17 protein-coding genes are annotated in these 23,235 nt (G+C 65.1%); 6 read left to right on the top strand and 11 right to left on the bottom strand.

The annotated features are described in order from the left end of the window. Positions 1–105: 105 nt before the first annotated feature. The gene (locus ACQR1B_RS16265; RefSeq protein ID WP_434832528.1) at positions 106–873 is read right to left on the bottom strand and encodes a GntR family transcriptional regulator; all 768 of its coding nucleotides are present in this window, start codon (positions 871–873) and stop codon (positions 106–108) included. A gap of 128 nt (positions 874–1,001) precedes the next feature. Here ACQR1B_RS16265 and ACQR1B_RS16260 point away from each other — a divergent pair, with 128 nt between their 5' ends. The 6 genes from ACQR1B_RS16260 (at position 1,002) to ACQR1B_RS16235 (ending at position 7,766) form a co-directional block, all read left to right on the top strand. After that, positions 1,002–2,207: a pyridoxal-phosphate-dependent aminotransferase family protein gene (locus tag ACQR1B_RS16260; RefSeq protein ID WP_434832527.1), complete on the top strand. Its 1,206-nt coding sequence runs from the start codon at positions 1,002–1,004 to the stop codon at positions 2,205–2,207. A 207-nt stretch (positions 2,208–2,414) separates the two neighbouring features. Continuing rightward, the gene (locus ACQR1B_RS16255; RefSeq protein WP_434832526.1) at positions 2,415–3,608 is read left to right on the top strand and encodes a pyridoxal-phosphate-dependent aminotransferase family protein; all 1,194 of its coding nucleotides are present in this window, start codon (positions 2,415–2,417) and stop codon (positions 3,606–3,608) included. Further along, on the top strand, positions 3,608–4,405 hold the full coding sequence (locus tag ACQR1B_RS16250; protein WP_434832525.1) for an enoyl-CoA hydratase/isomerase family protein: 798 nt from the start codon (positions 3,608–3,610) through the stop codon (positions 4,403–4,405). The genes ACQR1B_RS16255 and ACQR1B_RS16250 overlap by 1 nt, the downstream gene beginning before the upstream one ends. Positions 4,406–4,537: 132 nt before the next feature. Beyond that, positions 4,538–5,524, top strand: coding sequence for a tripartite tricarboxylate transporter substrate binding protein (locus tag ACQR1B_RS16245; protein ID WP_434832524.1), 987 nt, complete (start codon positions 4,538–4,540; stop codon positions 5,522–5,524). A 25-nt stretch (positions 5,525–5,549) separates the two neighbouring features. Continuing rightward, positions 5,550–6,092 (top strand): tripartite tricarboxylate transporter TctB family protein, encoded by a 543-nt coding sequence (locus tag ACQR1B_RS16240; RefSeq protein ID WP_434832523.1) that lies wholly within the window; start codon positions 5,550–5,552, stop codon positions 6,090–6,092. Between the two features lie 153 nt (positions 6,093–6,245). Continuing rightward, on the top strand, positions 6,246–7,766 hold the full coding sequence (locus ACQR1B_RS16235) for a tripartite tricarboxylate transporter permease (protein ID WP_434832522.1): 1,521 nt from the start codon (positions 6,246–6,248) through the stop codon (positions 7,764–7,766). A gap of 450 nt (positions 7,767–8,216) precedes the next feature. Here ACQR1B_RS16235 and ACQR1B_RS16230 read toward each other — a convergent pair whose 3' ends face one another. The 10 genes from ACQR1B_RS16230 to ACQR1B_RS16185 all read right to left on the bottom strand — a co-directional run bounded on the left by ACQR1B_RS16230 (position 8,217) and on the right by ACQR1B_RS16185 (position 23,084). After that, a complete protein-coding gene (locus ACQR1B_RS16230) occupies positions 8,217–12,176 on the bottom strand; it encodes an autotransporter domain-containing protein (protein WP_434832521.1) in 3,960 nt (1,319 codons plus the stop codon). Positions 12,177–12,704: 528 nt separating this feature from the next. Further along, positions 12,705–12,866, bottom strand: a complete 162-nt coding sequence (locus tag ACQR1B_RS16225; protein WP_434832520.1) for a hypothetical protein — start codon at positions 12,864–12,866, stop codon at positions 12,705–12,707. 166 nt (positions 12,867–13,032) lie between these two features. Then, positions 13,033–14,223 carry a CaiB/BaiF CoA transferase family protein gene (locus ACQR1B_RS16220; protein ID WP_434832519.1) on the bottom strand — a complete coding sequence of 397 codons (1,191 nt, stop codon included), beginning with the start codon at positions 14,221–14,223 and terminating at the stop codon, positions 13,033–13,035. A gap of 132 nt (positions 14,224–14,355) precedes the next feature. Further along, positions 14,356–15,579, bottom strand: a complete 1,224-nt coding sequence (locus tag ACQR1B_RS16215; protein ID WP_434832518.1) for a phenylacetate--CoA ligase family protein — start codon at positions 15,577–15,579, stop codon at positions 14,356–14,358. 167 nt (positions 15,580–15,746) lie between these two features. Then, positions 15,747–16,586, bottom strand: coding sequence for an ABC transporter ATP-binding protein (locus ACQR1B_RS16210; RefSeq protein ID WP_434832517.1), 840 nt, complete (start codon positions 16,584–16,586; stop codon positions 15,747–15,749). A gap of 166 nt (positions 16,587–16,752) precedes the next feature. Further along, the gene (locus ACQR1B_RS16205; protein WP_434832516.1) at positions 16,753–18,039 is read right to left on the bottom strand and encodes an ABC transporter substrate-binding protein; all 1,287 of its coding nucleotides are present in this window, start codon (positions 18,037–18,039) and stop codon (positions 16,753–16,755) included. A 58-nt stretch (positions 18,040–18,097) separates the two neighbouring features. Next, positions 18,098–19,171: a branched-chain amino acid ABC transporter permease gene (locus ACQR1B_RS16200; RefSeq protein WP_434832515.1), complete on the bottom strand. Its 1,074-nt coding sequence runs from the start codon at positions 19,169–19,171 to the stop codon at positions 18,098–18,100. A gap of 109 nt (positions 19,172–19,280) precedes the next feature. Beyond that, positions 19,281–20,174 (bottom strand): branched-chain amino acid ABC transporter permease, encoded by an 894-nt coding sequence (locus ACQR1B_RS16195; protein ID WP_434832514.1) that lies wholly within the window; start codon positions 20,172–20,174, stop codon positions 19,281–19,283. 160 nt (positions 20,175–20,334) lie between these two features. Next, positions 20,335–22,266, bottom strand: coding sequence for a long-chain fatty acid--CoA ligase (locus ACQR1B_RS16190; protein ID WP_434832513.1), 1,932 nt, complete (start codon positions 22,264–22,266; stop codon positions 20,335–20,337). Next, entirely contained in the window at positions 22,263–23,084 is an 822-nt protein-coding gene (locus ACQR1B_RS16185; RefSeq protein WP_434832512.1) for an ABC transporter ATP-binding protein, read from the bottom strand. Before ACQR1B_RS16185 ends, ACQR1B_RS16190 begins: the two co-directional genes overlap by 4 nt. Positions 23,085–23,235: the final 151 nt, after the last annotated feature.

Below are 23,235 nucleotides of genomic sequence, written 5' to 3'. Positions count from 1 at the left end.
TCTGGTCGGTCCTGGCTGTCGTCGGCGGCGATCTCCAACCCCATGTCATTTATTCAGGGCAATACGTCAATCCGATTGCATGCAGATTTCGACGAGTCCCGGGTCTCATTCCACCTTGGTCGGCTTGCTAATCCCAGTTGGGATGGTCGCGGGCTGGCCTTCCGCGAAGTAGGCGATTGCGGCGGCGCCCTTGTTGCGAAGGTGCTGGAACAGGATGTCGGACAGCTCGCTGCCGGCGCGCCGGCGCAGCGCGTCGAGGATCAGTTCGTGCTCCCGCATGGCCTCGCTCCAGCGCTCGCGCTTGCGGGCGAAATTGGCTGAGAAGCGCACCCGGCGAATACGGCCTGCGAGGCCGTCATAGGTTGCATGAAGGGTGGCGTTGGCGGCGGCGTCGACGATCGCGCGATGGATGAGCTGGTTCATGCGGAAATATCCCTGCATGTCCTGCCGCATGTAGAATCCGTACATATCATGATGAAGTTGCTCGATTTTTTCGATCTCTTCATCCGAAATCTTCTCGCAGGCAAGGCGTCCTGCCAGACCTTCCAGGCCGCCCATCAGATCGAACAGCTCGTGGATGTCGGCGGCGCTCAAGGGGCGCACGCGGGCGCCGCGGTTGGGCAGCAGCTCGACCAGGCCCTCGGCCGCGAGCACCTTGAGAGCTTCGCGCAAAGGTGTGCGCGAGACGCCCAGCATTTCGCACAATTGCCGCTCGGACAGGCGCCCGCCATCGGCGACATGGCCCTCGACGATGTAGTCGCGCAGCCGCGCCAGGATCTCGTCATGCAGCGAGGTCTCGTCGCGCGCCGGCGCAGGACGGTCGCTTGGTTCTGCCAAGGGTGCAGTTTCAATTGCTGGAATCGTGGGGGTCATGTCGATGCAGTGTAGCGATAGTTACAGATACCGTCGACCTCGTATATGAATTCGATATTCACTTGTAACTTGATTGATTGAATGCAATCATCGGTGCTCAAATGCCGCTGTTGCCTTGGAGCTCCGCCGTGACCCGTCATCAAGGTCGTCATTTCTTGCATATTCCGGGCCCAAGTCCGGTGCCCGAGCGGGTGCTGCGGGCGATGGACATGCCGGTGATCGACCACCGCAGTGCCGAATTCGCCGAACTCGGCAGGGCCGTGCTCGGCGGTGCGCAGAAGATCTTCAAGACCACCAATCCGGTAATCATCTATCCGTCGTCCGGTACCGGCGCCTGGGAAGCTGCGATCGTCAACACGCTGTCACCGGGCGACAAGGTGCTGATGGTCGAGACCGGCCACTTCGCGACGCTGTGGCGGCAGATGGCGGCGCGTTGGGGAATCGAGGTCGATTTTATCCCCGGCGACTGGCGCCGCGGGGTCGATCCCGCCGTGATCGAGGAAAAGCTCACCGCCGACACCGCGCATGCCGTCAAGGCCGTGATGGTCGTGCACAACGAAACGTCCACCGGTGCGACCAGCCGAATCGGCGAGGTGCGCGGGGCGATGGATCGCGCCGGCCATCCGGCGCTGCTGATGGTCGATACGATCTCGGGTCTCGCTTCCGCCGACTTCCGTTTCGACGAGTGGAAGGTCGACGTCGCCGTCTCCTGCTCGCAGAAGGGCTTCATGCTGCCGCCGGGGCTCGGCTTCAACGCCGTATCGGACAAGGCGCGCGCGGTGGCCAAGGCCAACAAAATGCCGCGCTCGTTCTGGGACTGGGAGGACATGCTGAAGCTGAACGCGAACGGCTTCTTCCCCTATACGCCGGCGACCAACCTGCTTTACGGGCTGCGTGAAGCGATCGCGATGCTGCTTGAGGAGGGGCTCGATCAGGTGTTCGCGCGCCACCAGCGGCTTGCGGCGGCGACCCGCGCTGCCGTCGATCATTGGGGCTTGGAGGTGCTGTGCCAGGAGCCGAAGGACCATTCGCCGGTGCTGACGGCAGTGCTGATGCCGCCGGGCCATGACGCTGATCAGTTCCGCCAGGTTGTGCTGGACAATTTCAACATGTCGCTCGGCTCCGGCCTGTCCAAGGTCGCGGGCAAGGTGTTCCGCATCGGTCATCTCGGCGAGTGCAACGAGCTCACCCTGATGGCGGCGCTGAGCGGCGTCGAGATGGGGCTGCGCGCGGCCGGCGTGCCGCATCGTGGCGGTGGCGTCGATGTTGCGATGGCGCAGCTCGATCAGCCTTCGCCGGGCAACGCGCCGCGGACTCTTGCAATGGTGAAATAAGGCCAAATCGCGTGCGGCCGTTCCGGTCATTCGGTCATGCCGCACTGCACAGGAGGAGGGATTGGTGTGCATCTGAGGGATGTCGGCCCGGCGCGATCGGTGCTTGCGTCTTCTTTGTTGACGCCAGCGGTCTGGCGGGAGAAAAGCGCGGCAAGCGCGTGGCATGCCACGTCCGCGCGCCAACCAAATGACCGGGGATGGACGTCAATGACTGTGCACACAGGACGGCATTTTCTTCAGATTCCGGGGCCGACCAACGTCCCCGACCGCGTGCTGCGCGCAATGGATATGCCGACGCTGGACCATCGCGGTCCTGAATTTGCCGAGCTCGGCTTCGCCGTGCTGGCCGCCTCGCAGCGTATTTTCCGCACTCAGCAGCCGGTGATCATCTATCCGTCGTCCGGCACCGGCGCGTGGGAAGCTGCGATCGTCAACACGCTCGCGCCCGGCGACAAGGTGCTGATGGCCGAGACCGGCCAGTTCGCGGTGCTCTGGCGCGGCATCGCCGACAAGTTCAAGCTCGACGTCGACTTCATCCCCGGGGACTGGCGCCATGGCGCCGACATCGCCGCGATCGAGCAGCGCCTCGTCGACGACAAGACGCACACGATCAAGGCCGTCTGCGTCGTGCACAACGAGACCTCGACCGGCTGCCTGACGCCGCCGCTGGAAGTCCGCAAGGCGCTCGACCGCGCCGGCCATCCGGCGCTGCTGATGGTCGACACCATCTCCGGCCTCGGCTCGATGGAGTATGAGCACGACGCCTGGGGCATCGACGTCTCCGTCGCCGGCTCGCAGAAGGGCTTGATGCTGCCGCCGGGCCTCGGTTTCAACGCCGTCTCGGAGAAGGCGCTTGCGGTGGCCAAGGCCAATCCCGGCATGCGCTCCTATTGGGACTGGCAGGAGATCATCACCTTCAATAAGCTCGGTACCTTCCCCTACACGCCCGCCTGCAATCTGCTGATGGGCCTCAACGAGGCGCTGAAGATGCTGGAGGAGGAGGGCCACGAGAACGTGTTCGCGCGCCATCGCCGCCACAGCCAGGCCACGCGCGCGGCCGTCAAGGCCTGGGGGCTCGACACGCAATGCGCCGATGCGCAGGCGCACTCGCCGGCGCTCACCGGCGTGATTATGCCCGAGGGCCATGATGCCGATGCGTTCCGCAAAACCGTGCTCAAGAATTTCGACATGTCGCTCGGCACCGGCCTGAACAAGATCAAGGGCAAGGTGTTCCGCATCGGCCATATCGGTCACTTCAACGACCTGATGCTGATGGGCACGCTCGCGGGCGTCGAGATGGGCCTTGCGCTCGCCAATGTGCCGCATCGCGCCGGTGGCGTGCTCGCGGCAATGGATGTCCTGAAGGCGCGCGAGACGGCGCCGATCTCGAAGGTGGCTTGATGACCGTACCTGTGACCGGCTCCGACGATCTCATCTATGCCGTCGACGACGGCATTGCCAAGATCACCTTCAACCGGCCGCAGGCGCGCAACGCGATGACCTTCGCGATGTACGACCAGATGGCCTCGATCTGCGAGGCCATCAATGCCGACCGGTCGATCAAGGCATTGATCCTGACCGGGGCCGGCGACAAGGCGTTCGCTTCCGGCACCGACATCTCTCAGTTCCGTGCCTTCAAGACCGCGCAGGACGCGCTCGACTACGAGGCGCGCATCGATCGCGTGCTCGGCACGTTGGAGCTGTGCCGCGTGCCGGTGATTGCCGCCATCGCGGGGGCCTGCACCGGTGGCGGCGCCGGCATCGCGGCCTGCTGCGACATCCGCATCGGCACCGAGAGCACACGCATCGGCTTCCCGATCGCGCGCACGCTCGGCAACTGCCTGTCGATGTCGAACATCTCGCGCGTGGTGTCCCTGATCGGACCGGCGCGGACCAAGGACTTGATCTTCAAGGCGCGGCTGGTCGAGGCGCCGGAGGCGCTCGTGCTCGGCCTGCTCAACGAGATCGTGCCGGACGTCGACACCCTGCAGACCCGTGCGCTCGAGACCGCGAAGCTCATCGCCTCGCATGCGCCGATCACGCTCGAAGTCACCAAGGAGGCCGTGCGCCGCATCCGCCGCACGCTGTCCCGCGACGAGGGCGAGGATCTGATCCTGCGGGCCTATATGAGTGAGGATTTCCGCGAGGGCATGGACGCGTTCCTCAGCAAGCGAACGCCGAACTGGAAGGGTAAGTAGTCTGATGTCGTTCTTGCGACCTTATGCTGAGATCATGAGGCCGCATCTCGCTTGTGCTCTTGAACTGACCACAATAAGCCAGCAGTATCCTGGTAGGATGCAAGCAGGCGCTTCGAACGGGGAAGAAAACACGTGCGCAACCTGATCACGATCGCAGCCGTCGCGGCTGCCCTTTTTGCAAATGCACCGGCTTCGGCCGGCTGGGAGCCGACCAAGCCGGTCGAGATCGTCGTCGCCGCGGGCGCCGGTGGTGCATCAGACCAGATGGCGCGGATGATGCAGGCCGCGATCCAGAAGAACAATCTGCTCAAGCAGCCGGTGGTGGTGTCGCTCAAGGGCGGTGCGTCCGGTGCCGAAGCGCTGATGTACATGAAGTCCAGCGACGGCGATCCGAACAAGGTCCTGATCGCCTATTCGCTGATCTACATGCTGCCGCTGTCGGCCAAGCTGCCGTTCGACTGGCGCGAGTTGTCGCCGGTCGCGGTGATTGCGCTCGATCAGTTCGTGCTGTGGGACAACGTCAACGGCCCGAAGACGGTGAAGGAATTCATCGATGCCGCCAAGGCATCGAGTTCGCCGTTCAAGATGGGCGGCACCGGATCGAAGCGCGAGGATCACGTGCTCACGGTGTTCATGGAGAAGAAGACCGGCGCCAAGTTCTCCTATCTGCCCTACAAGTCGGGCGGCGAGGCTGCGACCCAGCTGGTCGGCGGCCACACCGAATCCAACGTCAACAACCCTTCCGAGAATCTCGAGGTCTGGCGCGCCGGCCAGGTGCGTCCGCTCTGCGTGTTCGACAAGGAGCGCATCTCCTACACCACCAAGGTCACGGAGACACAGTCCTGGAACGACATCCCGACCTGCAAGGAGCAGGGCCTTGACGTGCAGTATCTGATGCTGCGCGGCATGTTTCTGCCGGGCAAGGTGACGCCGGAGCAGCAGGAGTTCTATGTCGACCTGTTCAGCAAGCTGGTGCAGACGGCGGAATACAAGGACTACATGGAGAAGCAGGCACTGAAGCCGATCTTCCTGACCGGCAAGGACATGCTGCAGTTTCTCGAAGAGGACGGCTCGCTCAACAAGCAGCTGATGACGGAAGCGGGCTTCGTCGCGAAGTAAGACGAGATCAGGGGGCGGAGGATCGATGTCAAACGCTGAACTCGAAATCGCCGTCGATGATCCGACCGCGCCGGAGGACAATTCTCCGGCCTTGACCACCAGCCGCACGGTCGACGTGGTCGTGTCGCTGCTGCTGCTGGCGCTGGCCATCGTGCTGGCCTGGGACAATTGGCGGACCGGCGCGTCGTGGGACTCGACCGGTCCCGAGCCCGGCTACTTTCCGTTCTATCTCTCGGTCATCCTCGGCGGCGCCAGCCTGTATGGGATCGGCGCGGCGTTCCTGTCCAGCAGGGAAGCGGTGGAAACCTTCGTTACGCGCGCGCAGCTGCGCCGTGTGATGGCGGTGTTCGTTCCGACCTTGCTGTTCTGCATCGCCATGCAGTTTCTCGGCATCTACGTCGCGAGCTTCCTGCTGATCGCCGGCTTCATGCGCCTGGTCGGCAAGATCGCGATCTGGAAGTCGCTGCTCACGGCGTTCCTGTTCAGCGCCGTGATGTTCGTGACCTTCGATGTCGTGTTCGACGTGATCATGCCGAAGGGCCCGCTCGAGGCCGCGTTCGGGCGCTGACACTGCTATCTCTCCGCGTCATTGCGAAGAGCGAAGCGACGAAGCAATCCAGGGCGTCACATGCAACTCTGGATTGCTTCAGCCTACGCCCGGTGGGCTTCGAAGGACACGTCGCTGCGCTCGCAATGACGGAAACCGAGTTGGAATGAAATCATGGAAGCCTTGGGTCTGCTGCTGCACGGGTTCGCTGTCCTCCTGACCTGGAAGACGCTGGCGCTGATGATGGTCGGGCTGGTGCTCGGGGTCTTCGTCGGCGTGCTGCCGGGCCTCGGCGGCCCGAACGGTGTCGCGATCCTCTTGCCGCTGACCTTCTCGATGGACCCGACCTCGGCCATCGTGATGCTGTCCTGCATCTACTGGGGCGCGCTGTTCGGCGGCGCCATCACCTCGATCCTGTTCAACATCCCCGGCGAAGCCTGGTCTGTGGCGACCACCTTCGACGGCTATCCGATGGCGCAGCAGGGCAGGGCGGCCGAGGCGCTGACGGCGGCGTTCACCTCGTCCTTCATCGGCTCGCTGGTCGCCGTGCTGCTGATCACCTTCCTGGCGCCATGGATCTCGTCCTTCGCGCTGAAATTCGGCCCGCCCGAGTTCTTTGCAGTCTACCTGCTCACCTTCTGCTCCTTCGTCGGCCTTGGACGTGAGGACAAGCACAAGACGGTCATCGCGATGTCACTCGGCCTGCTGCTCGCCGGCGTCGGCATGGACACCGTGTCAGGCCAGCTGCGGATGACCTTCGGCTCGACCGATCTGCTGCGCGGCATCAACTTCCTGGTCGCCGTCATAGGCCTGTTCGGCATCAGCGAGATTCTGCTGACGATGGAGGAACGCTTGGCCTTGCGCGGCCATGCCGCCTCGATCTCGCTGCGCACCGTGCTCGCGGTGTGGAAAGACCTGCCGAAATACTGGATGACCTTGCTGCGCTCCTCGGTGATCGGCTGCTGGCTCGGCATCACGCCTGGCGGCGCGATCGCAGCCTCCTTCATGGGCTACAACCTCGCCAAGCGCTTCTCGAAGGATCCGGAAAGTTTTGGCAAGGGCCGCATCGAAGGCGTGTTCGCGCCTGAGACCGCCGCACACGCGTCCGGCACCGCGGCGTTGCTGCCGATGCTGGCGCTCGGCATTCCCGGCTCCGGCACGGCCGCGATCCTGCTCGGCGGCCTGATGGTGTGGGGCCTCAATCCCGGACCGCTCTTGTTCGTCGAGCACAAGGATTTCGTCTGGGGCCTGATCGCCTCGATGTATCTCGGCAACGTCGTCGGCCTCGTGCTGGTGCTCTCTACCGTGCCGATCTTCGCCTCAATCCTGCGGGTGCCGTTCGCGGCCGTCGCGCCGATGATCGTCGTCTCCTGCGCGATCGGCGCCTACGCGATCCAGAACGCGATGTTCGACGTCTGGCTGATGCTCGGCTTCGGCGTCGTCGGCTACGTCTTCAAGAAGATCAAGATTCCCTTGGCGCCGTTCACGCTGGCCCTGGTGCTCGGCAGCCGCGCCGAGGATGCGTTCCGGCAGTCGATGATCATCTCCGGCGGCAACATGAAGGTGTTCTGGGCCAACGGCCTGGTCGGCACGATCACGACGCTGGCGATCGTGCTGCTGTTCTGGCCGCTGATCGACCGGCTGGTGGCGAGTTTTGGCAAGTCGAGCGTGCCGGCCGCGAAGGCCGAGGCGTAGAGAAGATACCGCGACGTCTCGGGCCTCATGGTTCGAGACGCGCCGCCTTCTGCAGGCGCTGCTATGGCTCTTGTTCCAACGAAGAACCCCTCTGCAGCGCGGCGCTCCTCACCATGAGGTTCAAGAGCCGAGGCGGCGCTGCACACTGGACCCTGAACACGAAGAGCGTGCTCATGGAGGGATCATTTCGCTCTATCGCCCCGCACCACCGTCACTCCTCACCCCTGAGGAGACCGCCCTCAAGGCGGTTGTCTCGAAGGGCGAGGCCTCACTGCGGCCTCATGGTTCTGAGGTTCGGGTTCCGAGATCGGCGCAGCAGGTTGGTCATCAGCGGCGTGTTCATGGAGAGGGTTGAGATCGTACCGCGCATTTTGACCTCGTCCTGAGGAGCCCGCCGAAGGCGGGCGTCTCGAAGGACGGCCGCGGGGAAAGTGAGCGCCGAGTTGGCTCTCACCAAGCGTAACGTACCGTCCCCTTTCCAGCATACGATCGCGTCACGTTCGAGACCTCGCTCTCGAAAGTTGCCATCGCGCTCCAGCCGTTCAGCCAGCTCATCTCGACCGACGTCGTCGTCAGCGCGGAGTCGCGCGCCTGTGCTGCGCCGTTCACGACGAAGCTCGCGCCGGGCAGCGTCTGGAACGTCGCCGTCGCCGAACGATCCGGATTGAAGTCGTGCGCCCACGCGACGCGGCCGCGCAGGGTGAGGGCGCCGTCAGTCAGCGCATAGGATTTGTCAGTGCGTAGGCCGAGCTCGCTGCGCGTCGCGGTGACGGTCTTGCCGGCGTAGCTCAGGGCGAAGGTCGAGGCGCCCGCCGTGGCCTGTTCGACATAAGCGGGCAGGCGCAGGCTGGTGACTTGCGCGGCCGCATAAGGCGTAGCGCCAATGCCGCCCAGCGGCGCGACAACGCGCGTGCCGCCCTCGATCCGTCCGGTCCAGGCATTGGCCTGATAGCTCGCGCGCAGCCGGTCCGTGCCGGAGATGGTGACGGTGCGATCCGTTGTCACGTCCTGCCAGCCATAGGCCAGGGCCGCCCGCAGATAGCTCGGGCCGGCATGGTGATGCAGATAGACGCCAGCCTGGAACAGGTCGGAGCGGCCGGAGCCGAGGCCGTTGACGCTGAAGCTGGTGCCGCCGCCGCCGAGCGCGAAGCCCGCGATCGTCTGTGGCGCGATCCGGTAGTCGGCGCCGACGGCGGTGCCGGCGATGCGGCTGGTGGTGTCGTTGGAGCCGACGGCCGCATTGCCGCTGGTCGATTGCGATCCGCCGAAGCCCGCCGCCCACACGTTCCAGCGCTGCGCGAAATTGGCTGCCCGCTCGTCGGGCAGCATCGCAAAGGCATCGGTGCGCTTGCGCGTCGTCTCGGCGTAGCTGCTCGCACCGCTGCCGCCCTGGCGCTGTGCGAACGGATCGGTGAGCAGTCCGGTGAACTGACTCATGGCGTTGAAGGTGGTCTGCTGCACGCCGGTCGCGCTCTCGCCGGAGGCCTGCGTCAGGCCCGCCTGGTTCAACCGGCCGAACACCAGCGGAATGTCGCCGTTGCGATCGAAGAACGCCGACAGGGTATCGCCGACGGCCTTCTGGTTGCCGTTGAGCCCGCCGGGCAGGGCGAAGGCGAGCATCAGATCGAGATAGACGTTGTTGGCGTCGTAGCTCAGGCTGGTCTTGAAGCCGGACGGCAGGTTGGTCTTCACCAGCGCGCCGAAGCTGCCGGAGATGCCGCCGCTGGTGGTCAGGATGGTGTAGCGCTTGTCGACATAGTCGCTGGTGCCGAACACGGCGTTCACGGTGGCGCCGCCGAGCGTGGCCGATCCGGTGACGCTTGCGAACGAGGCTGTCGTCGGATCGAGTTGCACGAGATAGTAAGCGCCTGACTGGAAGGCGAGGTTGCCGACGATGCTCAGCGACGAGCTCGCCGTGCCGTTGCCCGGGGCAAGCGTGCCGCCGGCATTGATGCTGACCGTCATCGGCGGATCGACGAGGCCTGCGCCCATCAGGGTGCCACCGGCGTTCACCGAAACGCCGGACGTGTTGGTGATTGCGCCTGCGACCTCGAGCACACCGCCGTCGATGATCGTTGCGCCGGTGTAGCTGCTCGTGCCGGTCAGGGTCATCCGGCCCGTGCCGGTCTTGATGAAGCCGCCGCTGCCGGAGATCGTGCCGGAGAAGGTGGTATTGCCGTTGTTGCCACCGGCCGTCAGTGTCGCCGCGCCGAGCAGCACGCTGCCGCTGCCGGCAAGCGAGCCGATGGTCTGGTTGAAGCCGTTGAGATCCAGTGTCGCGCCTGATGCGATCATGAAAGCGCTGGCCGAGGCCAGCACACCCGAGGCGCCGGCCTGCAAGGTGCCTGCGCTGATCGTCGTCGCGCCGGTGTAGGTGGTCGCTCCATCGAACCGCATCGTGCCGGTGCCAGCCTTGGTGAAGCCGCCGCTCCCGGAGATCGTGCCGGTGTAGCCCGTGCTGGAGTTGTCACCGCTCGAAGTCAGCGTGCCCGCGCCGAGCAGGACGGCGCCGCCGCCCGTCAGCGAGGCGATGGTCTGATTGAAGCCGTTGAGATCGAGCGTGCCGCCGTTGTCGACCTCGACGGTGCTCAGGGGCGCGAAGGCGCCCGCCGCGCCGGCCCGCAGCGTGCCGCCATCGACGACGGTGGCCCCGGTGTAGGTGTTGGTGCCGCTGAGCGTGAGCACGCCCGGGCCGCTCTTGACGAAGGTGCCGTTGCCCGAGATCGTGCCCGAGAACACGGTGGCACCGCCATTGTCGCCGATCGCCAGCGAGCCGTTGCTGCCGAGCAGCACGCTGCCGCTGCTGCTGAGCCCGCCGATGGTCTGGCCCGTGCCGTCGATATCGAGCGTCGCACCCGTCGCGATCATGTAGCTGCTGGCGACCGACAGAACGCCGGACGCGCCGGTCCGCAGCGTGCCGCCGCTGATGAGGGTGTCGCCGGCGTAGCTGGTGACCCCGCTCAGCGTGAGGACTCCGGTGCCGAGCTTGGTCAGGCCGCCGCTGCCGGAGATCGTGCCGCTGAGCGTCGCGTTGTTGCCGTTGGTGTCGAAGCTGCCGCCGCCGGCATTGAGTGTGATGTTGCGGCTGGAGCTGAAGCCCACGAGATATTGCAGCGTGCCGCCGCCGAACGCGAGCCCGCCGGACGCCGCGCCGAAAGCACTGTCGGACGAGACCGCGAGCGTGCCCTGGTTGATCGCCCAGGGCGTAGTGGCAGTCGTCGTGCCCGTTAACGTCCACGTGCTCGTGCCGGTCTTCACGAAGCTCGAGAAGCCCTGATACTGCGCCGAGCCGCCGATGCTCGAAACGTCGAACGTGCCGGTCGCGGTGCCGCCGAGCCGGAACGTGTCGGCACCGGTGCCGACCACATTGCCGTTGATGAGTGAGCTCGCCCAGATCTCCAGCACATTGCTGCCGCCGGTGAAAGTGATGGCGTTGGCGTCGAACAACGGGTCGCCGCTCAAATTGGATCCCGCCGAGATCGAGCCGCTGTTGATCAGGACGAGATTGCTCCCGCGCACGCCGTCTCCGGCTGACCCGAAGACGCCATTAGACGAACTGCCGCCGACGCCGCGGACACCTGTCGCGCCTCCACTGATGCTGCCGGAATTGATCAACATTCCGCCGGCCGCGAAGATGGCGCCCGCGCCACCCTTGCCGCCGTCGCCACCGGCGTGGGTCTGACTGCTGTTGGGCGCGTTGCCGCCATCGCCGCCATTGCCGCCGGTGATGCTGCCGGAATTGGTGAGGACACCCGTGCCGGTCAGATAGGCTCCGTAGCCGCCATCGCCGCCGCTGCCGCCGTGCCCATTGTTGTTGGCCGTGCCGCCCTGGCCGCCGATGCCACCGGCGATCGCGCCGGTGTTGGTGTAGTTGAGGCCAGTGCCGTCGATGACGAGTCCATAGCCGGCTGCGCCGCCGCCGCCGCCGCCCCAGCTCAGGCTGGCGGTGCCGCCGCGTCCGCCATAGCCGCCCGTAATGGTCGCCGTATTGCTGCCGTCCGTCGTGACCACCGCACCATGAGCGCCGCCACCGCCGCCGCCGCCGCTCGACGTGCCGCCGCCGCCCTGGCCGGCATGCCCCGATTCGCCCGGCAGTACGCCGCCCCGGCCGCCGCTGAACGCGCCGGAGTAATCGCCACCACCGTCACCCCCGAGCGCGCCTGCGCCGCCGCCGCCGCCCCCTTGCGTGAGGTTGCCTCCCGCAACACCATTCGCTCCGGTGCCGGTTGCCGAGCTGGCGCCGCCGTTGCCGCTGATATTGCCGCCTGAGCCACCGCTCGTCTGCTGGGCGAGGGCCGGGCTTGCCAATGCGATCGTCAGCAGCGCCGTTGTCGCCGTCAGCCGGCGGAGTCGTGCGGAGCCGGTCGAATACGCCGGACATTCGGTCCTTACTCTGTCTGGAATCGGCACGTCAGCCCTTTGCGCAACTCGGTCCAAGCCGGCACCGGTCCGACGGCGCAGGCCGTTGCGAAGAGCACGTAAAAGTGCGGGGACCGGAACTGCGACTTTTTGGGCGGGTTGGAACGAAGCGCCATTCGGCAGCTTACTGTGACAGCATTACCACTCTGCCAGGGACGAGTTGTGAGCTGGTCGGACCGTTGTTCGAAATGCTCCGGCGCTTCTCCAGAGGTTGTGTCTTTGCGATGACAGCTTTTTAGGCAGAAGAGTGGTAGGCTTCATTCATGAGCAGTTCTTGAATTGCTCACGTGCGATGCCTGATTGATAGTCATCGCACCCTGATGTTTCCTCCCGAGACGATTACCTCGCCCGGCGCTTGCGTCGGGCTTTTTTTCGCTCGATGCGGCGACCAGATACGCGCCAACTCGCGTCCCGACGCATCCTGTAGCCCGGAAAAGCAAAGCCTCCGTCCGGCTTGTCGGAACGAAGGCTTCGGGCAGAGGTAATTGGACGAGCGCGTAAGCTGGCGGCAGCCCGGTCTTAGTTGGCCTTCTCAGGGAGGGGCATGTGGTACCAGTCGGAGTCGTTGTCGAGCGACGACGCATCGAAGGGCAGAGCGCTGGGGTGGTTCAGAGCGGCCGCGTTGACGTCGCGCACGATGTCCATCGCCATCAGAAACTCGTTCAACTCGGATGTGCTCATGACCCGCTACTCCTCACACGCACGGGCCCTGAGGTCCGCGATCAACTGATGAGAAGAGACTAACGCGGTCGTGCCTTGGCCTCAATCCGGCCAAGGTGGAAGTTCCAACGTGGTGACATCTGGGCCACAGCGGCGCGATGCCGCAGCTTGGTCATATTGCAGCTGCTCACACGATGCGATGCAGCCGGAGATCGGCGATCTCCCCGTCGGTGAAGCCGAATTCGGACAGGATTTCTTCGGTCTGCTCGCCGAACTCCGGCGGCCGTGCCGCCATCCGGCTTGGCGTGCGCGACAAGGTGAAGGGTTGCGCCACCAGCGTGATGTCGCGGCCGTCGTCGCTGGCGACCTGCTGCGCCATGCCCAGATGCTTCACCTGCGGGTCGTCGAACATCTGATCGATGGCGTAGATCGGGCCGCAGGGCACGCCGGCGGCGTTGAGCTCGGCGACCCATTGCTCGCTCGTTTTCGCCAGCGTGCGTGCGTTGATCTCGGCGTTGAGCGCGTCGCGGTTTTTCGAGCGCGCAGGGGCAGTCGCGTAGTCCGGATTGTCGATCCATTCGGACGCGCCGAGCGTCTGGCACAGGCGCTCCCAGATCCGGCCTCCGGTGGCGGCAATGTTGATGTAACCGTCCGAGGTCTTGAATACGCCGGTGGGGATGCTGGTCGGATGGTTGTTGCCGGCCTGCGGCGCGACGTCCTTCTCCATCAGCCAGCGCGCGGCCTGGAAGTCGAGCATGAAGATCTGGGCCTGCAACAGCGACGTTTGCACCCACTGGCCCTCGCCGGAGACCTCGCGCTCGAGCAGCGCGGTGAGGATGCCCATCGCGCAGGAGAGACCCGCGGAGAGATCGGCGATCGGGATGCCCGCGCGCATCGGCCCTTCGCCGGGCGCGCCGGTGATCGACATCAGCCCGCCCATGCCTTGCGCGATCTGATCGAAGCCCGGCCGCTTGGAATAAGGGCCGTCCTGGCCGAAGCCAGAGATGCTGCCATAGACGATGCGCGGATTGACCTTGCGCACGGCCTCGTAGTCGATGCCGAGCTTGGTCTTCACATCAGGCCGGTAGTTCTCGATCACGACGTCGGCCTTTTCAGCGAGCCGCATGAACACGTCGACACCCTTGGGGTCTTTCAGGTTCAGGCTCATCGCGCGCTTGTTGCGATGCAGGTTCTGGAAGTCGGCACCGCGGCGCGGGCCGCCGAGGGCCTCGCCGCCGTCTTCCATCATGGCGTCGATCTTGATGACGTTGGCGCCCCAATCGGCGAACTGCCGCGCGCAGGTCGGGCCTGCGCGCACCCGCGTGAGGTCGAGCACGGTGAAGCGGGACAGGGCTTTGGACGCGCGCGGAAAGGCCATGCGGACGAACTCCAGGGAACGTGACATGGCTGTATAGGAGAGCGCGCGGGATGCGACAATTGCACAACGGCCGTGCGCGCCGCGCCGCTCATGCCGCTGCCGCAGGGCTTCGCCTGCTGCGTGAAACCAGGCTCAGCGCTCGTCGGCGATCACCTTGCCGTCGTTGGGCAGCGTTCCCGGCGCGACAATCTCCACGTTGCCGCCGAGCTTCGCCACGCTGCGCAGGCTGGCGGCGAGCGCCTCGGGCAAGCCATCCGCTGGCGAAGCGCATTCGGCCTTTAACGTCATCGCATCGGTCTCACCGGCGCGGGTGACGACCAGCCGGAGGCGGCCAAGCTCCGGATGGCGCTTGCCGATCTCGGCGACCTGCTCGGGGCGCACGAACATGCCCTTGATCTTGGTGGTCTGGTCGGCGCGGCCCATCCAGCCCTTGATGCGCATGTTAGTGCGGCCGCATGGGCTGAGGCCGGGCAGGGCGGCGGTGAGATCGCCGAGCGCGAGGCGAATCCAGGGATGGTGGGGATCGAGCGAGGTCACCACGATCTCGCCGACATCCCCCTCCGCAACCGGATCGCCGGTGCCGGGGCGGACGATCTCGAAGATCAGGTCTTCATTGACCACCATGCCCCCGCGCGCTGATGTCTCGTAGGCGATGATGCCGAGATCGGCGGTGCCGAACGCCTGGTAGGCGTCGACGCCGCGGGCCTTGATCTCGGCCTGCAGCGACGGCGGGAACGCCGCGCCCGACACCAGCGCGCGCCTGATCGAGGAGACGTCGCGGCCGGCGCCGGCGGCGCCGTCGAGCAGGATCTTCAGGAAGTCGGGCGTGCCGCTGTAGCCGACCGGTCGATAGGCCTCGATCAGCTCGAACTGCGCCTCCGTATTCCCAGGGCCGGCCGGGATCACGGCGCAGCCGAGCGCGCGCGCGGAGGCGTCGAAGATGAAGCCGCCCGGCGTCAGATGATAGCTGAAGGTGTTGAGCACGACGTCACCGCAATGGAAACCGGCCGCGAACAGCGCACGCGCGCCGCGCCAGGGATCGCTGTGTGCGGCCTCCGGCTCGAAGATCGGCCCGGGCGAGGTGAATAGGCGCGAGAATGCGCTGGCGCTCTGCGCGACGAAACCTCCGAACGGGGGAGCGGCCTTGTGCAGCGCCGGCAGCTCCGACTTGCGCAGCACCGGCAACTGGGCCAGCGCGGCGCGCGTGGTGATGTCAGCGGGATCGATGCCCTGCAGCAGCGCGGCGTAAGCGGGCGCCTTGATCGCGGCGCGCAGCAATTCAGGCAGGCGGCCGAACAAATCCCGTTCGCGTTCGGCGGGATCGCGGGTCTCGAGGGCGTCGTAATGGGTGGTCATGTCAGGTCCCCAGGTGTCGCTTCACCTCTCCCCGCGTGCGGGGAGAGGTCGCATCGCATCGCCAGATGCGATGCGGGTGAGGGGGCTCTCAGCGGGCGCGGTGTCCGGAGCTGCCCCTCACCCCGACCCTCTCCCCGTAAGAACGGGGAGAGGGAGAAGAAAGAGGCTTACAGCCACCGCTTGCGCCGCTTGAAGCTCTTCAAGTTCTTGAAACTCTTGCGCTGGTCGCCGGCGCCGCCGAGATAGAATTCCTTGACGTCCTCGTTGTCGCGTAAGCTGTCCGCGGTGCCGTCCAGCACCACCTTGCCTTGCTCCATGATGTAGCCGTGGCTCGCCACCGAGAGCGCCGCGCGCGCGTTCTGCTCGACCAGCAAAATGGTGACGCCGAGATCGCGGTTGATCTCCTTGATGATCGCAAACACTTCCTTGACCAGCAGCGGCGACAGGCCCATCGACGGCTCGTCCATCAGGATCATCTTGGGCCGCGCCATCAGCGCGCGCCCGATCGCCAGCATCTGCTGCTCGCCGCCGGAGAGATAGCCGGCCAAGCCGGTGCGCTCCTTCAGCCGCGGGAAATAGTTGAACACCATCTCGATGTCGCTGTTCACCTCGCGATCGTTGCGGGTGAACGCGCCGAGCTTGAGGTTTTCCAGCGAGGTCATGTCGGAGACGATGCGGCGGCCCTCCATCACCTGGAAGATGCCGCGGCGAACGATCTTCTCCGGATCGATGCCGTCGATGCGGGCGCCGTCGAACATGATCTCGCCACGCGTGACCTCGCCATCCTCGGTCTTGAGCAGGCCGGAGATCGCCTTCAAGGTCGTCGACTTGCCGGCGCCGTTGGCGCCGAGCAGCGCGACGATGGCGCCCTTGGGCACGTCGAGGCTGAGCCCGCGCAGCACCAGGATGACGTCGTCATAGACGACCTCGATGTTGCGGACGGAGAGCAGAGGGGCTGCTGTCGCGCTGCCTATGCCGGTTCGCGAAGTGTCGAGTGTGTCGGTCATTGTGGTTGTCCACCGCTGTCGTCCCCCGCGCAGGCGGGGGACCCAGTATTCCAGAGACGCCGATGCTTCACCGAGAAGCCGCGGCGTACTGGATCCCCCGCGTGCGCGGGGGATGACGATCGTGTGTGGGGCGGCCGCCGAGTCATCTCGGCAGCCGCTCATCAGCTTACCAGCCCGCCCATTCGGCCTTGCGCGGCAGCTCGATGGTCTTGACCTTCTCGAGCTTGATTGTGCCCTTCGCCATGAGGTCGTTCAGATCGCCCTCGGTCGGACCCGTGACGCGGGCGCGGTAGAGGTCGACCTTCATCGTGCCGCGGTGGTCCTTCTCGGTCCAGGTCGAGGGGCTGCAGACGCCTTCCATGCCAGCCGGCACCCAGTCCTTCTTCTGGTGGAAGCCCTTGGCGACGTTCTCGCCGGTGGCGCCGCCGTTCTTCGCCGCCCACTCGATCGCCTCCTTCATGTAGAGCGACGAGCAGACCGCGGCGACGTAGTGCACCGGGCGATAGACCTTGCCGCTGGGGTCGGAGACCTTCGAGATTTCCTGCACGGTCTTCATGCCCGGCGCATCGCCGCCCCAGCCGACCGCCGTGCGCAGCGGGAAGATGACGCCATCGGCAGCGTCGCCCGCGGTCTTGGCCGCGTTCTCGTCCATGCCCCAGACGTTGGACAGGAACTGGATCTCGACGCCGGCATTCTTGCAGGCCTTCATCACCGAAATGTTGGAGGCGGCGGTGTTGCCGAGATAGGCGTAATTGGCGCCGGAGCTCTTCAGGCTCAGGCACTGCGCGCTGTAGTCGCCCGGCGCGAGCGCGAACACCAGCGGCGGCAGCACCTCGAATCCGAGCTCGGTGGCGAGCGCCTCGCCGGCCGCCTTCGGCGCGTTCGGGTAGGGGTGGTTGGCGCCCATGTGGACGAATTTCGGCTTGCCCGGCTTGCCCTTGGCCTTCCAGTCCTCGGCCGCCCAGGTCAGCTCGGCGCGCAGCGCGTCCGAGTAGCTCGGGCCGTAGAAGAAGTTGTACGGCGCAGGCTTGGCCTTGCCGCTGGTGCCCTCCGGATCGGTCAGCGCGGCGGCGTAGGAGCCGGACATGTCCGGGATCTTGTCGTTGGCGAGGAAGCCCGTCAGCGCCTCGGTGTCCGCGGTGCCCCAGCCCATGATCGCGGCGACCTTGTTGTCCGGCGCCGACCACTTCTTGTAAAGCGCGATCGCGCGCGGCACCTGATAGCCATAGTCGTTGCTGTCGACCGCGAGCTGCTTGCCGCCGATGCCGCCGTTCTTGTTGACCCAGGCGAACGTGTCCACCACGCCCTGGCCATAGGGCGTGCCGACGTCGGACGTGCCGCCCGACAGATCCTGCAAATGGCCAATCGCGATCTGCTGGCCCTGCGCCGTCGATGCGAAGGCGCCTGCGAGCAGCGCCAGGGCTGCCGAGCCCAGCAATGATTTCATCGTCATAGTGCTTCCTCCTGTGGTGCGTTCGGGCCGGATTGTCGCCGGTCCCTGTTGGTTGAGATCAATGTGAGAACGGATAGAGCTTCCAGTATGTCTTGATCTGACGCCAGCGATGCGCGAGCCCGTCCGGCTCGAACATCAGAAAGCCGATGATGATCAGGCCGATCGCGATCTCGCGCAGGAAAGTGATGTTGTTGTTGAGCGCGAGCGCCTTGTCGATGCTGCTGCCCTTCAGATTGTGGCTGAGCCACTCCATCGACTCCGGCAGCAGCACGACGAACGCCGTTCCCATCAAGGTGCCCATGATCGAGCCAGTGCCGCCGATGATGATCATGGCCAGGAACAGGATCGAGCGTTCGATACCAAAACCCTCCTGCGAGATCACGAGCTGATAATGCGCATAGAGCGCGCCGGCGATGCCGGCGAAGAACGCGGCAAGCCCGAACGACAGTGTCCGGTACTTGGTCAGGTTGATGCCCATGATCTCGGCCGAGAGATAATGGTCGCGGATCGCGATCAGCGCGCGGCCGTCGCGGGTGCGCATCAAATTGGTGACCAGGAGGTAGCAGACCAGCACATAGGCCAGCACGACGTAGAAGTACTGCCGGTCGCCGCGCAGCGTATAGCCGAAGATCGAGAACGGATTGGCGGACGCCGGCACCGAGCCGCCGGAGAACCATTCGGCGCGGGAGAAGAAGTCGAGCAGGATATATTGCGCGGCCAGCGTGGCGATGACGAGATAGAGTCCCTTCAGTCGCGCGGCCGGAAGGCCGAAGATCAGCCCGACGAGGGCGGTGATCACGCCGGCAAGCGGGATCGCGAAGAACACCGGGATCGCGTAGGCGTTGTTGATGTAGGCCGAGGTGAAGGCGCCGAGCAGGAAGAAGCCGGCCTGCCCGATCGAGATCTGGCCGGTGAAGCCGACCAGGATGTTGAGGCCGAGGGCGGCGATCGCGAAGATGCCGATCTGGATCGAGACCGACAGCCAGTATTCGGAGAACACGAGCGGCGCGAAGCACAGCAGGATCACGCCTGCGATCGCGAAATTGCGGCTCGTCTTCGTCGGGAAGATCGTGGTGTCGGCCGCATAGGAGGTGCGGAAGTCACCGGCGGGTATCGTGGAGCGCGCAACCATGGCGGGCTCTATCTCGCCTGAGGCTTGAATGGAGTCATGGGCTCGCCCTTCTCTTTTGTTTGAGCATGATCGTTACCGAAAACCGGTGCCCACTTTTCGGCGATCATGCTCATATCCGCTCGATGTCTTTGGTGCCGAACAGGCCATAGGGCTTGATCATCAGGATGATGATCAGCACGTAGAACGGCGCGATCTCGTACAGATTGCCCCAGTGCAGATACTGGCTATCGACATATTGCGCGATGTTTTCGAGCAGGCCGATGACGATGCCGCCGAGCACGGCGCCGCCGACCGAATCGAGGCCGCCGAGGATCGCCGCCGGAAACACCTTGATGCCATAGGCCGACAGGCCCGACGACACGCCGTTGACCACGGCAACGACGACGCCTGCGACGGCCGAGACCGTGGCCGAGATCGCCCAGGCCATCGCGAACACGTTCTTCACGGAGATGCCGAGCGACTGCGCGACCTGCTGGTTGAAGGCGGTGGCGCGCATCGCAAGGCCATATTTGGAGGCCTTAAAGAACCAGGCCATGCCGAGCATCATCAGCAGGGAGACGACGAGGCTCATGACATAGACGGTCTGGATCTGCAGCCCGAACAGATCGACGGATGTGCTCGCAAATACCGGGGGGAATGGCTGTGGATTGACGCCGAACATCCATTTCAGCGCCGCCTGGAAGACGGTCGACAGCCCGATCGTGACCATGATGACCGAGATGATGGGCTCGCCGATCATGGGCCGGAGGATCACGACCTGCACTGCGATGCCGAACGCGAACATGAATACCAGCGTCAGCGGCATCCCGACCCAGAACGGCACTTGATATTTGGTCAGCAGCAGCCAGCACACCCAGGCGCCGATCAGCAACAGCTCGCCTTGCGCGAAATTGACGACCTGCGTCGCCTTGTAGATCAGCACGAACGACATCGCCACCACGCCATAAAGCGTGCCGACCACGAGGCCGTTGACGAGGAGTTGCAGGAGGAAGGAGGTGTTCATGACGATGCGCGAGGTGCTAACCTCTCCCCGCTTGCGCGGAGAGGTCGGATTGCATCGAAGATGCAATCCGGGTGAGGGGGGCTATCCACGCAGACGGTGCTCGACACCGGCGCGTCCCCGGTGGCGCACAGGGAGGCATGAGTAATTTCAAGGGGTCGCATCACTCCGCCGCCTCCGCCATGGCTCCGTGCCCGTTCAAATCCACCACCTTCAGCGTGGTGCGGATGCGCTGGGTGGTGCCGTCCTGGAAGCGGATGATGGTGTCGACGGGAATCGCCGGTTTGCCGCCATAGATGCCGTCGATGATATCGGCGTATTTCTCGTTGATGACGCTGCGGCGAACCTTGCGGGTCCGGGTGAGTTCGCCGTCGTCGGCATCGAGCTCCTTGTAGAGCAGGAGAAAGCGGGCGATGCGCTGGGCTGCGGGCAGGTGCGCATTGACGGTCTCGACCTCCTTCTGCAGCAGCGCGTAGACCTCGTTGCGCGAGGCGAGATCGGAATAGGTGGTGAACGCAAGCCGGTTCTTCTCCGCCCATTTCGAGATGATCGAGTAGCGGATGCAGATCATCGCCGCGAGATGCTCGCGGCCGGCGCCGAGCACGACGGCCTCGGCAATGTAGGGCGAGAATTTCAGCTTGTTCTCGATATATTGCGGCGAGAAGCGCTCGCCGCGCGCTGTCTCGGCGAGGTCCTTGATGCGGTCAATGACGACGAGCTGTCTCTCGCCGTTGAAATAGCCGGCGTCGCCGGACTGCATCCAGCCGTCCTTCATGTCAGCTGCGGACGCTTCGGGGCTCTTGTAGTACCCCAGGAACATGTTGGGATGGCGCACCACGATCTCGCCGATGCCCTGACTGTCGGGCTGGTCGATCTTGATCTCAATATCCTTGGCCATCGGCACGCCGGTCGTATCCGGATCGACCTTGTCGGCCGGATGCAGCGTGTAGGCCCCCAGCAGTTCGGTCTGGCCATAGAGCGTGCGCAGCGGCACGCCCATGGCGCGGAAGAACTTGAACGTGTCAGGCCCGAGCGCAGCGCCGCCGGTGGCGGCCGAGCGCAGCCGGGTGAAGCCGAGCCGGTCGCGCAGCGCGCGGAACAGCAGCAGATCGGCGAGGCTCGAATGCTGGCCCTTTTCGAGCGCCGCGAGGCCGGTCGACATGCCCATGTGATACAGCCGTTGCTTCAGCGGTGAGGCATCCATGACGCCGGCGCGGACATCGGCTGCGATCTGCTCCCAGACCCTCGGCGCGAACAGCACGAAGGTCGGCGCAATCTCGCGGAAGTCGTTCATCATCGTGTCCGGCTCTTCGACGAAGTTGACCTTCATCCGGCACAGCAGGCCTTTGCCCAGCACATACACCTGCTCCATGATCCAGGGCAGCGGCAGCACCGAAACGTATTCGTCCTCCGGACCCTTCGGATCAAAGCTGAGATAGGTCGCGCAGTGCTTGAGCACACGTCCTGCCGAGAGCATCGCCAGCTTGGGATGCGAGGTCGTGCCTGAGGTAGTGCAGAGAATCGCGACGTCGTCGCCCTCGGTCGCATCGACCATGCGGTCGTAGAGATCGGGCTCGCGCGCGGCCCTGTCGCGGCCGAGCTCGGCGAGCTTGTCGGCGAGCAGCAGGCGCGGATCGTCGTATTTGCGCATGCCGCGCGGGTCGGAATAGACGATGTGCTTGAGCGCCGGCACGCGATCGGCGAGGTTCAGCAGCTTGTCGACCTGTTCCTCGTCCTCGGCGAACACCAGCCGCGCTTCGCCATAGTTCAGGAGATAGGCGGCTTCGTCGTCGAGCACGTCGCGATAGAGACCGAGGCTGTGGCCACGGATCGCATGGGTCGCGATCTCCGCAGAGACCCAATCCGGCCGGTTGTCGCCGATGATGCCGATCACGTCGTCCTTGCCGAGCCCGAGCTCGACCATGCCGAGCGCGAAGTCGCGGACGCGGGCGTGATAGTCGGTCCAGGTGAAGGTGCGCCATAGCCCAAGGTCTTTCTCGCGCAGCGCAATCTCCTTGCCATGCTCCCGCGCATTCAGGCGCAGCAGCTTCGGATAGGTGTCGGCCTGCCGGACGCGGCCCGCATAGTCCATCATGCCGCGTCCTCCGCGATCGACGGCGCCTCGTCGGGATCAACCAGCAGTTCGTCCTCCTCGCCGAGATAGGCGCGCTTGACGTGGGGATCGGCAAGCACGGCGGCTGGGTCGCCCTCGGCGATCTTGCGGCCGAAATCGAGCACCATGACGCGGTGGGAGATGTCCATGACGACGCCCATGTCGTGCTCGATCATCACGACCGTCATGCCGAACTCCTCGTTGAGGTCGACGATGTAGCGCGCCATGTCCTCCTTCTCCTCGAAGTTCATGCCGGCCATCGGCTCGTCGAGGAGGATGAGATGCGGCTCGAGCGCCATCGCGCGCGCGAGCTCGACGCGCTTGCGCAAGCCATAGGACAGGGTGCCGGCCGGCGCCTTGCGCACCGACTGCAGATCGAGGAAGTCGATGATCTCTTCGACTTTCTCGCGATGCTTCAGCTCCTCGCGCCGCGCACCGGTGAGCCAGTACAGCGAACCGGTGAGGAAGTTGTTCTTCAAGAGGTGATGGCGCCCGACCATAACGTTGTCGAGCACACTCATGTGGTGGAACAGTGCGAGATTCTGGAAGGTGCGGCCGACGCCCAGCGTGGCCCGCGCGTTCGGCGGCAGGCCGGTAATGTCGCGGCCGCGATGGAACAGGCGGCCCTCGGTCGGTTTGTAGCGGCCGGAGATGCAGTTGACGATCGAGGTCTTGCCGGCGCCGTTCGGGCCGATGATCGAGAACAACTCGCCCTCGCGCACGCCGAAGCTGACGTCGGTGAGCGCACGCACGCCACCGAAACGCAGCGACACTCCGCGCGCTTCCAACGTATAGTCCAAATCGTCCTCCCGAATAGTCTTCGGCGCTTGGCGCGCTCTTCAGGCATCGTGTCGCGCGACGTCACGTTCGTCGCATGGGCGGCAATCCTATCCCGAGCGCGGGTTCCGCGCCATCCGACGAATGACGGGCCGCCCGGCTGGGTTCACTTTG

Source organism: Bradyrhizobium oligotrophicum (assembly GCF_051168495.1).
GTDB classification, from domain to species: domain Bacteria; phylum Pseudomonadota; class Alphaproteobacteria; order Rhizobiales; family Xanthobacteraceae; genus Bradyrhizobium; species Bradyrhizobium oligotrophicum_A.
Note: the sequence above shows the minus strand (reverse complement) of the source record. Positions and strands in the feature narration are given on the sequence as shown.